The sequence below is a fragment of the Peribacillus alkalitolerans genome (genome assembly GCF_010882125.1).
Classification (GTDB): Bacteria; Bacillota; Bacilli; order Bacillales; family DSM-1321; genus Bacillus_BN; species Bacillus_BN alkalitolerans.
Genome location: NZ_JAAGVZ010000023.1, coordinates 14,211 through 26,994 on the forward strand (window position 1 = coordinate 14,211; position 12,784 = coordinate 26,994).

The window sequence follows — 12,784 nt, forward strand, 5'->3', positions numbered from 1 at the left end:
GTGGCGGGATGCCAACCTTTCAGACTGTAGGCAAACTCGAAGATTTTCAAGTTTGCCTACAGTCTTTTTTCTTTTACATTGAAAAACGAGAGTTAAGAACTAGAAGTTGATTTCCGATCCGGGCGAACGCTTTCCGCGGGCGTGGCTTGAGCCTCCTCCTTCGCTACGCTTCGTCCGGGGTCTCAAGTCTCACGCTTTTCCCGCAGGAGTCGTCGCCCTCCTCTCCAACTCGTAAATATTTTTGAGTGTGATAAACGATGATGACTAAAAATCAAATCAATGAACGTGAACAATTAGAAATGCTGGCCATTGAACAACTTGTTTCACAGGACCACTTAGTCCTAAAACTCGATGCAGCGATTGATTTTACCTTCATCTATCCGTTAGTTGAACATTTCTATTCAAATTTAGGACGTTCTAGTATAGAGCAACTTGGACATGGAAAGTTGCTCGAGTAAGATTCATAAAGCTTAATTAACAGGTTTTTGACTTGATTTTTCAAGGACACTGGTTGATTGGAGCGGAAGGCGCTTGACTCCTGGGGGAATAGCGTTACAGGCGAGACCCCGCAGGATCGGTAGCGACGAGGAGGCTCGGCGAACGCCCCCCGGAAAGCAAGCGTCTGGAGCGGAAATCAACCTTTTCTCCTACAATACATATCAAAAATGAAAAAAAGGTATCGAGAGAGATTACTCTCGATACCTTTTCCCACCCTTTTTGGGCTGGGAAAATTATGATGAAGAAAGTGAAACTCTCGTTATAAAGGAATAATTGGTAAATTTACCCTTACCATCATAATTTAGTGAATTCAGAATATATATAGATAAAATACTGCCTACGGGAGTAAAATTCCGAGGTATTACTTGGAAGGTGAGATTATGAGTAAGAACAGTGACGATAAAAAAGTGAAGCCGTTTATGTATATCGTTCAACCAGACATTTCTCCTCCCGAACAAAATATGCAGGACGTTTATAGGATATCCAAACATGAACCAGAAGTTGTGGAAATAGATGATGGCAACCCTGAAAATGAATCGTTCAATCTGGAAAAAGCAGAGGTAAAAGTTGTCAGGCAAATTCATGTAGATACAGAAGAGAACGTGATTGTTGAATTAGGTACAAGTGTCGCCACTGAAACTGTGCAGAGTAAGGAAACCGAGGTTGAGGTAAAACTATCCGACGACACGATCATGAAAGGGGAAGAACGAAAAAAATTCAGTGAAATGACGAAAGAAGAGCTTATTAATTTCCTAGCTCGGATTCCGTTAGTTGTACCTAAGCCTACCTGTGATATGAAAATTAAGGGCAAGATGGTAAGGGGCCATATCGATAAGAAGAAAGGCGATACTTATTATGTACGGATTGGTTTTAGTCAAAAACCTTTAGAATGCAAGCTAGAGGATTTTGAGTCGATTGTGGTACTTAAATTTTAGAAAAAACTATAATATAAAAGAAAGGCTACTGCGGGGCAGTAGCCTTCCGTTTAGTTACGGAATGTCCTTACTGGTGGCAAGCAAGAAACGGATGTGAAGTCGTCTAGGTCAACTGTGATGCAAACTCCAGAACGGATTACACGTTCAGCATTATCCAATCTGAAAAGGAATCTGTCAAAATCTGTAACGATGTCTACTGGAATTGCCCATCTTCTTCCTCCAAGCCTATCATCATCATCGTCATCTGAACCATTGTCACAAGGGTCAAGTTCGAGAAGCTCTAGTTGTGCACAGCCGTTTTTTTCGTCTACGTCATTTACGCGGAAAAGAAAGCTTCTCACTACGTCAAAGATACCGCAGCCATTACGATCTCTTCTTGCACCTACGCCTTCGAAAGGTTGACCCTCGACAGTTAACAACACTGGAATAGTGTCAAACGGATTCCGTCTTGATCTAGTAGGACTAACTAGTTCATCGATAGACATATCACAGCTCGTTCTACATTTATCATCACGGTCATCTACACGATCTTGTGCATCAGCAATTGCGGCTAGTGTGTCAACTATGCAATCGTTTGAATCTGAAATTCTGTGATTTCCACAACCCATTAATATTTCCTCCTAATAATATATTGACATTTGTCACTTACAGAATATGAAGGAATGTACTAAAAGGCATGAGCTAGTTGCCTAAATTACATAGAAAATCATGACAAGTATACAAATTACTAATCTAAAGGGTAGGGATGTGTACCATGTTCGAAAATAGCTTCCATTTTTTCCTCTTAGCGCTCGCAAGTTTTCGTCTAACTCGCCTCATTGTTTTCGACAAAATTACTGAATTCATTCGGAAGCCTTTTTTTGATGAAATAGAAGAAACCAATGAAAAAGGAGAAAAGGAGTTATTTATTGTACCAAAAACATCAGGGATACGAGGATGGATTGGAGCTTTACTTAGCTGCCATTGGTGTACTGGAGTTTGGTCTGCGATCTTTTTAGTTCTGGCTTATCGATTTGGTCCAAACTGGTTTGGTATGGTCATCGTCATTTTAGCAGTTGCTGGTCTGGCTGCTTTAATTGAAACGCTGGCTCAAAAATGGATGGATTAAAAAAACATGGTTGTAATAGGCCTTTGACAGAAACCACCTTTGTCCAACCTCATATAATGTAATGGAAGAAGGTATTTTTTAGATTGGAGGCGCATGAGTATGATGCAAAATCAACCAAAAATTTATCCAACGCCAAGGCCTCAAGTTCAAGCCCAACCAGTTCAACAACCAATAAAAAAAGGCGGCTGTGGCTGCGGAAGTAAAAAAAGACCTCGATAAATACATCAGGTAGAAATGTAGGGCTCCTACATTTCTATTTTTTTTGCAAATCAAAACTGCAATTTCCTTTGTTTCCCTCAATTAATTAACATAATTTCTGCCTGATTGTAAAAAATAACAAAAAATAATTGGGTTAAAAGGGGGTGGAAATATGCGGACAAAATTAGGGAAAGCTCTAATCATTATAGTGGTTTTAGCTTTATTTTCATTAACAGGCTGCTCTGCAACTGATAAGTCAAAGGATACAAGATTGGCCCTTATGAAGACAACAAATCCTCATCCAGCCGTATTGAAGGAGACGAAGAAAGAGTTTGACTTTGCAGAGGGTATGCAGAAATATGTGTTGTCTTTCCCTGAAATCTATGATGCTGCTATTGTGACCGGAGAGAAAAAAATCTTAGTCGCATACAAGGTCAAACATTTACAAAGGTTCCGTATGAAAAAGATTGAAAAAGATTTGACGAAAAAACTAGAAAAAAAGTATCCAAACCATAAATTTGTTGTCTCTAGTGATTACAAGATTTTCATGGAAGTGGTCGAATTAAATGATCATTTGAAGGACCCAAATTATTCAAGGAAAAAAGCAAACAAAAAGTTTAAAGATATTTTAGAACTGAAGAAAGAACAAATATAGGAAGAAGGAACAACATGAGCAAACAGGAAAACTTAACTCCTCAACAGCAGAAATATCAAAAGCTTCAGTCTAAGCATGAAATTAAAAGGCCAGTTTTCATGAATTGTGTAAAGGCCTTTTTAGTTGGAGGGACGATATGCTTAATAGGACAGGCTGTTACCTATATGTATATTTATTTCTTTAATTTTACTGAGCAAAGTGCGGGGAATCCTACAGTAGCGACAATGATTTTCTTCTCGATGCTTTTGACTGGTTTTGGTATTTATGACCATTTAGGACAGATTGGTGGAGCAGGAAGTGCCGTTCCAGTAACAGGTTTCGGCAATGCGGTCATTTCAGCAGCAATAGAGCACCGAACAGAAGGTTATGTTCTGGGTGTTGGTGGGAATATTTTTAAGCTCGCCGGTTCAGTAATTATTTTTGGAGTGTTCTCTGCCTTTGTAGTTGCTCTTATAAAAACGATTTTTTTGAAACTGGGGGGATAAATAATGCTAGTAGGTTCACAATCATGGCAATTTGCAAATCGTCCCGTCATTGTTTCTACCGGTGTAACGGGAGGACCTTTCGAGGCAAGAGGAAACTTAGCCGAAGATTTTGATATCCTCCACGAAGATTTATGGCTGGAAGAGGATACATACGAAAAGGCTCATCGTGTTTTATTGGAAGAGGCGATTGAAACCGCGTTAAAGAAGGGGGCAACGAAAGAAAAAGATATTCAATTCCTTCTTGCAGGTGACTTAATTAACCAAATTACTCCTACCTCATTTGCTGCAAGAACAGCGGCTATTCCATACTTCGGTTTGTTTGGAGCATGTTCTACCTCGATGGAAGGGTTAGCATTATCGGCTTTCATTGTAAATTATGGAGGGGCAAAAAAAGTGCTGACTGGTGCATCAAGTCATAATGCAGCAGTTGAAAAGCAATTTCGATATCCAACTGAATACGGCGGACAAAAACCACCAACCGCCCAATGGACCATTACAGGAGCGGGTGTAGCCTTGCTTGCTCAAAAAGCAGATCATCCAGAACCACTGCCTTATATAACAGCGGCAACCATCGGAAAAGTCATTGATATGGGTCTAACAGATCCTTTTAACATGGGTGGGGCAATGGCTCCTGCAGCCGTGGATACGATTATGGCACATTTTCGTGATACCGGATTGACCCCTAATCATTATGATTTAATCGTGACTGGTGACCTTGGTCAAGTTGGAAATGAAACGGCATATGATTTGCTTACTACAAAAGGTTTATCAGTGAATAAAGAACAGTTCAAGGATTGCGGTTTGTTAATTTATAAGGATGATCAACCCGTCATGGCTGGGGGAAGCGGTGCTGGCTGTTCTGCAACAGTCCTTTACGGACATTTATTGAATGAAATGAAAAAAGGGACGTATAAAAAGATTTTAGTTGTAGCAACTGGGGCATTGTTGTCTCCACTATCATTTCAACAAGGTGAAACCATTCCATGTATTGCCCATGCGGTCGCTATTGAATATGGAAGCTAGTTAAGGAGGGATATTTGTGTTACCAATGTTTTTTTGGGCGTTTGTTGTAGGAGGGGCCATTTGTGTGATTGGACAGCTTTTGTTTGACGTTGCAAAGCTTACTCCAGGCCATACTTTAAGCTTACTTGTTGTAATAGGCTCAGTTATGGATGGACTTGGTTTATATGAACCACTTATCGATTTTGCAGGGGCAGGAGCGACTGTCCCTATCACAAGTTTTGGTAATGCCCTAACACATGGTGCTATGCATCATGCGGAAATGCATGGTCTAGTTGGAGTTTTGACTGGAATGTTCGAAGTCACTAGCTCAGGTATATCGGCAGCGATCGTCTTCGGATTCCTAGCATCGCTGATTTTCAAACCAAAGGGGTAAGAATATGAATAGGGAATCAATCGAAGTGCTGACTGAATTGAAAGCGATGACTGATTATATGGAATCTGAGCTTAGTAACTGGGCAATTCTTATGGGATCCCAGCAAGAGGCACAGCAGCTTCATTCTTGCATGCTTGAAGTCAGTTCTGTCGGCGATGCTTTGCAAAAACGAATGGCTGATTTAGAACGTCAGGGGAAGTAAGGTGAAATTATGCCTCCATATGTAGAAGTCGCGATTCGATCTGTCTGCATAATAATCGGACTTTTCTTTGTTACCAAGTTTTTAGGAAAAAAACAACTATCTAAACTATCTTTCTTTGAATATATAGCTGGAATAACCATCGGTGATATTGCAGGAACATTATCAATGGATGCAGAATTGAATTTGGCGAACGGAATTACTAGTATCTTGATTTGGTCATTATTTCCAATTATTGTCTCGTATTTTTCCATTAAAAATCGGTTCTTCCGTGATTTTGTGGAAGGAAAGCCTACCACTCTGATAAAAGACGGGAAGTTATTAGAGAAAAATCTTAGAAAAGAACAATATACGGCTGAGGGACTGTTGGAGCAATTAAGGAAGAAGGATATTTTTAGAGTCGCGGATGTAGAATTTGCAGCGTTGGAGACGAATGGTGAGATAAGTGTATTGTTAAAATCAGAAAAGCAACCTATACTTTACGGTGATATTTTTCCTGAGAAACGAAAAACAGGTGTGACACAGACACTTATCGAAGATGGAGAAATATTTGACGATGGATTAGCGTGTGCTGGTTTGAACCGGAAATGGCTTCAAGGAGAACTTGGGAAAAGAAATCTTACAGTAGAAAATGTTTTCCTCGCCCAAGTGGATCCAAATGGGGATTTGTTCATCGACACATACGATGATGAATTGAACGTGCCACAAAATAAGGATAAAGAGCTACTAATATCTGCATTTCAAAAGCTTAGTGCAGATTTAAACTTCCTTTCTGTTAGCTCGAAGGATTCCGAAACAAGAAGACTCTATGGGAATCTCGCCCAAAAAATTTCCGGGACACTAAAAATGGTCAATGACCTAAAAAGAGCTCAAAACCATTGAAACAAAAGGATTTCTCTAATTTTATATCCTGAATATTCTAATGTTTCCTGGGCATGAGCCCATACACCTTTTGCTTTTTTTACATATGTTATGAGTGAACTAAGCGAAAGCGTGGTGAATTAAATGTACGGATACGGTTACGGCGGTTTCGGAGGCGGATGTTGCCCTGGGTACGGCGGTGGATACGGTTCTACTTTCGTATTGATTGTAGTATTATTCATCCTGTTAATTATCGTAGGTGCTTCTTTCTGCTAATAAGAAAAACGAAAACGGAATGGGAAACCATTCCGTTTTACTTTTATTTGCTTCTAGCTAATAAAACAGATAGGTCTAGGGATACTTTTATGTACCCAAACCTCCGAGCGAACCCGGAGGTGGACTATTGTTAGCAGTTTAAAAAAACTTTCACTTCACAGCCAATCAGTTTTTGTAGCTTTCTCATACAGCTATTATTTGAGCACTTGCATCTATCATAGTTATCGTCATCGTCATCGTCATCAAAATCGTCACCATTAGAAGTTTCCCTGTATGGCATTCTATTATGGTGTTCATGTTTTGAGCATTTGTCCCAATCGAATTCTCTCCAGTTGCAGCATTTACTTCTTGATGAGCATCCATTACAATCATGGTCTTTACCCTTATCATGTTTATGATCGCAATCACAATCACAATCATGGTCTTTGCCCTTATCATGTTTATGATTGCAATCACAATTACGGTCTTTACACTTATCTTGTTTATGATCGCCATGCATGCAATCATCTTTCTTATGTTTCTTCGGTTTAGGTGGTTTAGGTTTTTTCTTATGTTTCTTTTTACAATCTTCATCTTTTTTGCAGTCATGATCATGATGGACTTCATCATTTTTACAACAGTACTTCAAATCGGTGATATCACGAAAATGGATTTTAGTACGTAAAACACCATTTTTTAATACTATATAATCTCTCCCGACTCCGACGAGTGTGCCTTCAAAACAATCATTATCGCATTGTTTATCCTGGTCTTTATGGTTGCTAGACATGTTCTTTCCCTCCTTCACCTATGGAATGAGTTTACAGATGCATGTCTTTTCATTATCACATCTTATAGACTCAACATAATATATGAGGAAAATATAGCAAGCGTATGGATGAGTATCATACTGTTGGTTTTGGTATTACGAAAAATTTCACTCATCATCAAAATTTACGATATATTCCTGCACCATTTTTAAAGCCCAACATACGATAGAAAGACAGAGAAGGAGGGCATGAAAATGGATTCAAATTTCTTCAAGAACATGGAAAAGAAAACGGGAGTCAACATGGGTGATGTTTTAAATCTTGCTAACTCTCTGCAAGGTGCTAATCTCAGAGATGAAACGACAATCCGTAACCTTATCAAACAAGTATCTAAAATGGCCAATAAGCCTGTAAATCAGGAAATGGAAGACAAAATCGTCCAATCAATTGTAGCTGACGGGAAGCAAATTGATTTTGGAACAATTGCTAATATGATTAACAATAAAAAGTTGTAATTGTGTTTAGTAGTGGAAATTTCAAGTAATAGTTTATTTAGGGGAAAACCTTAAACAGATCTATCAATTCATTCAAAAGGGTAGGCCCAGACAATGTTTGGGCCTTCACGTTTAATTTATCAAATTCTATTTTTTCTATTTTAATCTTTTAACTATGCACTGAAAGAGGCCCCACTTTTCGTAGTGACCTCTTCCTAATCATATATCATGAGAGGAAACTAGTTTTAGAGATAATCAAATTCAAAAGCATCTATTATTGAGGTAGGACCCTAATCATTTCCGCGAAAAAATCCAGTAATAGTGTTACCACCTACTAAATAAACTACATCTTTTGTTCCTATGGCCATCATGTCTGCATTTATCTTTTTTCCAACATCTATCTTTGTTGCAACAACTATCATTTTTGCAACAACTATCATTTTTGCAACAACTATCATTTTTGCAACAACTATCTTTTTTGCAACAACTATCATTTTTGCGACAACTATCATTTTTGCGGCATCTATCATTTTTGCGGCAACTATCTTTTTTGCAACAACTATCATTTTTGCAACAACTATCTTTTTTCCAACATCTATCTTTTTTGTTGTGGCTATCATGATCGCAATGGTCCTTCTTATGGTCAGAGCTTTCACAACATTTCTTTTTATGGTCATCATGGTCGCAATGGTCCTTATTATGGTCAGAGCTTTCACAACATTTCTTTTTATGGTCATCATGATCGCAATGATCCTTATTATGGTCAGAGCTTTCACAATGATTCTTTTTATGGTCGCAATGATCGTTTCTATGGTCAGAGCTTTCACAATGATTCTTTTTATGGTCGCAATGATCGTTTCTATGGTCAGAGCTTTCACAATGATTCTTTTTATGGTCATCATGGTCGCAATGATCGTTTCTATGGTCAGAGCTTTCACATTGATGCTTCTTATGATCATTATGTTTGCAATGATCGTTTCTATGGTCAGAGCTTTCACAACGATTCTTTTTATGGTCATCATGGTCGCAATGATCGTTTCTATGGTCAGAGCTTTCACAACGATTCTTTTTATGGTCATCATGGCCGCAATGATCGTTTCTATGGTCAGAGCTTTCACAATGATTCTTTTTATGGTCATCATGATCGCAATGATCGTTTCTATGGTCAGAGCTTTCACACTGATTCTTTTTACGGTCATCATGGTCACATTTATGCTTTTTATGGCCATCATGTTTACCTTTATGCTTTTTATGGCCACCATGTTTACCTTTATGATGATGTTTTGGCATGTAATTTCACCGCTTTCTTTTCTGATTAGGATATTTTATGGTCTAACCGTCATTAGGGTGATGGGCTTATCTACTACTTTTAAATAAATATATACATATTACCAATAACTAGGTTGCATTGGTTTCGGATATCCGTAAGAAACACTATTATATCCGTGACATTCAACTATTTATCCGTAAGATTATAAATATATCCATGACTACATAAAAAAGAGGTCGCTCTAATTTATGAGCGACCTCTCTCAAACTATATTTTCAAAAATCTTGATGGATGTGCTTTTTTTCCTCTTCGGGTTTGAGGAACGGAAATCACAAGTTCTTGTTTGGCTCGGGTACAGGCTACATACATTAATCTTCGTTCCTCTTCCAGCGCAAGGGGATCTCCTTGACGATGTGCTTCCAGGGCGAAATCATGCGGAATTCCACCTTCAACTGCACTTAAAATATAGACGCATTTATACTCTAACCCTTTGGAGCGATGGATGGTGGATAGTTGGATGGCTTGTCGGAAATGTTTTGAAAGCTGTTTCACTTCCTTGTTCATCGCAATCATATGGTCGCAATGATCGAGGAATTCATCAACTGACACAAACCGCTTTGCCGCCACTTTTAAATCGCGTACATCATCGGAACCTTTGTCCTGCATACTACCTTCGTTGCCACGTTTCTTCACATAATCAGAAAAACCAAGATCCTTTTCAATGATTTCTAGCGCAATGCTAGGTTTCATATCCTTCAGGTTCCTAACAAGGGAAGGGAGCATACGAAGCTTCCTTTCTTGGAAGCTATGGCCGGTTTTAACGAATGAAAAAGCCGAAACATAATCGCAATCCTGTAAAATCGATTGTGCCTTTATTTCCTGGAGGACATTTTGCTTTAAGAAAAGGGCCGGAAAGACGTCACTGACTGCTTTACTGTCATGTGGATTTTTGCTTAATCGTAGAAATGCCAACATAGCTTTGACGATTCGACGCTCATAAAAGGATTCCGCGTCACGTTCAATCGCAAATGGTAAATTCGATGAAGCCAATCGTTCAAAAATAGCACGGCTCATGGAGTTTGTCCGATAAAGAATAGCAAAATCCTCTGGATTATATCCTCGCTTTTCTATTTTCTCTGCCATATCAGCAACAATCATGGTCGCTTCCAGTTCCTCATCGTAAGGGAAGCAGACAGTAGGTATCTTGCTATCATCATATTGAGCAAGCATGTTCTTTAAGCGCCGGTTTTTATTTTTAGAAATTATTCGGTTCGCTGTAGATACAATGCCGTGTGAAGAGCGGTAATTTTCGTTTAAAGTCACAATAGTGGCTCTAGGAAAGTCATTCTCAAAATGTAAGATATAAGAAGGATCGCTACCTCGGAATGAATAAATCGCCTGGTCATCATCTCCGACTGCACACACATTTTTATTTTCTGCAGAAAGGAGTTTGATTAATTCATATTGAACTCTATTAATATCTTGGAACTCATCCACTAGAAAATAGCGGAAGCGTTGCTGATACCTTGATAGAATGTCAGGTTGTTCAATGAACAGCTCGTAGCAACCAATCAACATATCATCAAAGTCATAGCGTCCGCTCATCCGTTTTTCCTTTTCATATCTCTCATATAGGTAAAGGCATGACTCTTCAAATTCAGAATCTGTCTTAATATCAGATGGAAACAGTAATGAATTTTTCCATAATCCAATTTGCTGGATCGCCTGGTCATAAGCGAATTCCTTATCATCCAGACCCTTATCCCATCCTGCTTTTTTCAGTATGACTTCTTTTTCCCAATCCCACTTTATCAAACTTTCTTTTTGCCAGCGTTCACGTTCATGGAACATAAGAATCTTATAGAAAATGCTGTGGAAGGTACCCGTGACAAGGCCATTCAGTACAGCTGGTGTAATGCCAGGATACGATTGTAGACGGTCTTTCATTTCCTGAGCGGCTTTCGCTGTGAAGGTAACCAGCATGATTTCCTTAGGTGAAATGCCTTTGGACAACATATAGGCCGTTCGTGATGTTAGGACTCTAGTTTTTCCACTTCCTGCCCCTGAAAGAACGAGTAATGGTCCTTCAATATGAGTCACTGCTTGAAGCTGTTGATAATCTAGCATAACTCCACAGGTAGCCAACTTATCTAAATATTCATCTTCAATTGAAACAGGGGGGCGCTCATTTTTACTATAAGCTGGGAGCAAAGGGCTAATCGGTTTACTAGCTTTAAAGAATTCAAGTTCAGTTGTTGTAGACGTTGGAGTTCCAATGCTTCGAGATACGGGTAAACGGAAACCATTTCGTTCTATATAAAGAGTGTTTGATTCAGTCGGCTGGATTTCTTCAATACGATCATCCATACATGGCTCGTCCGGTCTTTGAACATGAAAAAAGTAAGGCTCTATGTTAATTCCGATGTTCAATCGTACTGCTTCATGACAGATAGGGCAGCTTAATAATCCCCGTTTGCCACGCTCATATGTAAGCTGAAGGGCATCTGGGGAAAGATAAGACAATGCAATATTTTCTTGTTGGAACAACGCTTTCTTCATGCAGAACCCCCTACGAAAAATAAAAAATTCTAATGCTTATCCAAAAAAATAGTCAATCCCCATGATAGCAGAACATAGACTAAAGCTAAAGACTATATTCATAGTCAGAATATGTTAGGACAAACAGACTAAAGTTTCATTTTTCTTAAAAGGGGTACAAAACCGATAACTATCATCGAACCCTATAATGAAAATACAAAGTGTATCTAACATTCAAAATAATAAAGAAGGGGCGGAATCATGGGGTATATTGCACCAGTAACTCATTACAACTATTTACAGTATGCGAATCGAACAGAAAGTGAAAATAAAAAATCGTCTCCTTTTGTTCAAGGAATCAACGCTATTATACCAGTCAAATTCTATACACAAATAGATGAATGGGTAGATCAGCCTCGTGATGAAACACCACAAGAAGAACCAAAACGTAAATTTCCATTCTATATTCAAAACAAATACAAAAAACAGGTAGAAGCAAAAACCATCCAAAAAACGGCTGCTGAAATAACAGGAAAAGGTAGGCTCTTTAACGAAATGATATGAGAGGGTAGTGAATTGTTTAAGTTAACAGAGCCTGCAAGAAAATATACTATTACTTAGGAAATTAAAGTTGGATATGTTCATTCTGAAAAAGAAGGATTTCTATAAAGGCATGGCTTAAAGTATTTCCGTTCCCCCATCTGATCTTGGCTCATGTCAAGATCAGATGGGGGAACGGCTTTTTGCCAGTCTAAACGTATCGTAACGTTTAGTAAAAAGAAACTGGAAGTGTCCCTAGCTGAAAATACCATACTTGAACCGATTGATCTTTTTCATGGACTCAATTCCAGGCCACAGGATTTTTTAAAGAAATTTCCAAGGGATTATATGGATGAATTTACAGAAACATGAACAAATTCCTATCAATTTACGAACCATTTTATGTGATTCTCATGGTAAAATAGAGTTTCAGCATGCGATGACTGCATTATGCATTCTGCATGTTTTTCTGGTCTTTGTATCATACGGCCGTCACAACCATAATGACAAGGCTTACAAAAATCAGGAGAAGCTTGCTTAATTATTGAAAATAACGCACTTTGGTTAGTGAAGGAAGAATAA

Annotated in this window: 17 protein-coding genes and 1 pseudogene; 14 read left to right on the forward strand and 4 right to left on the reverse strand. The window is 38.6% G+C overall.

Going from position 1 to position 12,784, the window contains the following annotated elements; all coding sequences use genetic code 11:
- Positions 1–257: 257 nt before the first annotated feature.
- Positions 258–428 (forward strand): annotated as a pseudogene (locus G3O09_RS18855) (transposase); the annotation flags it as partial.
- Between the two features lie 450 nt (positions 429–878).
- Positions 879–1,433, forward strand: coding sequence for a CotO family spore coat protein (locus tag G3O09_RS18860; protein WP_163102994.1), 555 nt, complete (start codon positions 879–881; stop codon positions 1,431–1,433).
- A 50-nt stretch (positions 1,434–1,483) separates the two neighbouring features.
- Here G3O09_RS18860 and G3O09_RS18865 read toward each other — a convergent pair whose 3' ends face one another.
- The gene (locus G3O09_RS18865) at positions 1,484–2,041 is read right to left on the reverse strand and encodes a CotY/CotZ family spore coat protein (protein WP_163102995.1); all 558 of its coding nucleotides are present in this window, start codon (positions 2,039–2,041) and stop codon (positions 1,484–1,486) included.
- Positions 2,042–2,187: 146 nt separating this feature from the next.
- Here G3O09_RS18865 and G3O09_RS18870 point away from each other — a divergent pair, with 146 nt between their 5' ends.
- The 8 genes from G3O09_RS18870 (at position 2,188) to G3O09_RS18905 (ending at position 6,611) form a co-directional block, all read left to right on the forward strand.
- Positions 2,188–2,541, forward strand: coding sequence for a DUF1360 domain-containing protein (locus tag G3O09_RS18870; protein ID WP_163102996.1), 354 nt, complete (start codon positions 2,188–2,190; stop codon positions 2,539–2,541).
- Positions 2,542–2,911: 370 nt separating this feature from the next.
- On the forward strand, positions 2,912–3,394 hold the full coding sequence (locus G3O09_RS18875) for a YhcN/YlaJ family sporulation lipoprotein (protein WP_163102997.1): 483 nt from the start codon (positions 2,912–2,914) through the stop codon (positions 3,392–3,394).
- 14 nt (positions 3,395–3,408) lie between these two features.
- Complete coding sequence (gene spoVAC / locus G3O09_RS18880) at positions 3,409–3,879, forward strand: stage V sporulation protein AC (protein WP_163102998.1); 471 nt, start codon at positions 3,409–3,411, stop codon at positions 3,877–3,879.
- A 3-nt stretch (positions 3,880–3,882) separates the two neighbouring features.
- Positions 3,883–4,902, forward strand: coding sequence for a stage V sporulation protein AD (gene spoVAD, locus G3O09_RS18885; protein ID WP_163102999.1), 1,020 nt, complete (start codon positions 3,883–3,885; stop codon positions 4,900–4,902).
- A gap of 16 nt (positions 4,903–4,918) precedes the next feature.
- Positions 4,919–5,275 carry a stage V sporulation protein AE gene (gene spoVAE, locus G3O09_RS18890; RefSeq protein ID WP_163103000.1) on the forward strand — a complete coding sequence of 119 codons (357 nt, stop codon included), beginning with the start codon at positions 4,919–4,921 and terminating at the stop codon, positions 5,273–5,275.
- A 4-nt stretch (positions 5,276–5,279) separates the two neighbouring features.
- Positions 5,280–5,477 (forward strand): hypothetical protein, encoded by a 198-nt coding sequence (locus tag G3O09_RS18895; protein WP_163103001.1) that lies wholly within the window; start codon positions 5,280–5,282, stop codon positions 5,475–5,477.
- A gap of 9 nt (positions 5,478–5,486) precedes the next feature.
- On the forward strand, positions 5,487–6,356 hold the full coding sequence (locus G3O09_RS18900) for a DUF421 domain-containing protein (protein WP_163103002.1): 870 nt from the start codon (positions 5,487–5,489) through the stop codon (positions 6,354–6,356).
- Positions 6,357–6,479: 123 nt separating this feature from the next.
- The gene (locus tag G3O09_RS18905) at positions 6,480–6,611 is read left to right on the forward strand and encodes a YjcZ family sporulation protein (protein WP_163103003.1); all 132 of its coding nucleotides are present in this window, start codon (positions 6,480–6,482) and stop codon (positions 6,609–6,611) included.
- 183 nt (positions 6,612–6,794) lie between these two features.
- Here G3O09_RS18905 and G3O09_RS18910 read toward each other — a convergent pair whose 3' ends face one another.
- Positions 6,795–7,106, reverse strand: coding sequence for a hypothetical protein (locus G3O09_RS18910; RefSeq protein WP_163103004.1), 312 nt, complete (start codon positions 7,104–7,106; stop codon positions 6,795–6,797).
- A 508-nt stretch (positions 7,107–7,614) separates the two neighbouring features.
- Between G3O09_RS18910 and spoVIF the strand changes: the two genes are divergently transcribed.
- A complete protein-coding gene (gene spoVIF / locus G3O09_RS18915; RefSeq protein WP_163103005.1) occupies positions 7,615–7,875 on the forward strand; it encodes a sporulation-specific transcription regulator SpoVIF in 261 nt (86 codons plus the stop codon).
- 269 nt (positions 7,876–8,144) lie between these two features.
- Here the strand turns inward: spoVIF and G3O09_RS18920 are convergent, their stop codons facing one another.
- The gene (locus tag G3O09_RS18920) at positions 8,145–8,474 is read right to left on the reverse strand and encodes a hypothetical protein (protein WP_163103006.1); all 330 of its coding nucleotides are present in this window, start codon (positions 8,472–8,474) and stop codon (positions 8,145–8,147) included.
- Between G3O09_RS18920 and G3O09_RS18925 the strand changes: the two genes are divergently transcribed.
- Complete coding sequence (locus G3O09_RS18925; RefSeq protein WP_163103007.1) at positions 8,473–9,231, forward strand: hypothetical protein; 759 nt, start codon at positions 8,473–8,475, stop codon at positions 9,229–9,231. The two genes, G3O09_RS18920 and G3O09_RS18925, sit on opposite strands and share 2 nt — an antisense overlap.
- Positions 9,232–9,391: 160 nt before the next feature.
- On the opposite strand, the gene G3O09_RS18930 is transcribed toward G3O09_RS18925, so the two are convergent.
- Positions 9,392–11,683 carry a UvrD-helicase domain-containing protein gene (locus tag G3O09_RS18930; RefSeq protein WP_163103008.1) on the reverse strand — a complete coding sequence of 764 codons (2,292 nt, stop codon included), beginning with the start codon at positions 11,681–11,683 and terminating at the stop codon, positions 9,392–9,394.
- A gap of 240 nt (positions 11,684–11,923) precedes the next feature.
- Between G3O09_RS18930 and G3O09_RS18935 the strand changes: the two genes are divergently transcribed.
- Positions 11,924–12,226, forward strand: a complete 303-nt coding sequence (locus G3O09_RS18935; RefSeq protein ID WP_163103009.1) for a hypothetical protein — start codon at positions 11,924–11,926, stop codon at positions 12,224–12,226.
- Between the two features lie 328 nt (positions 12,227–12,554).
- The gene (locus tag G3O09_RS18940; RefSeq protein WP_163103010.1) at positions 12,555–12,743 is read left to right on the forward strand and encodes a hypothetical protein; all 189 of its coding nucleotides are present in this window, start codon (positions 12,555–12,557) and stop codon (positions 12,741–12,743) included.
- Positions 12,744–12,784 lie beyond the last annotated feature (41 nt).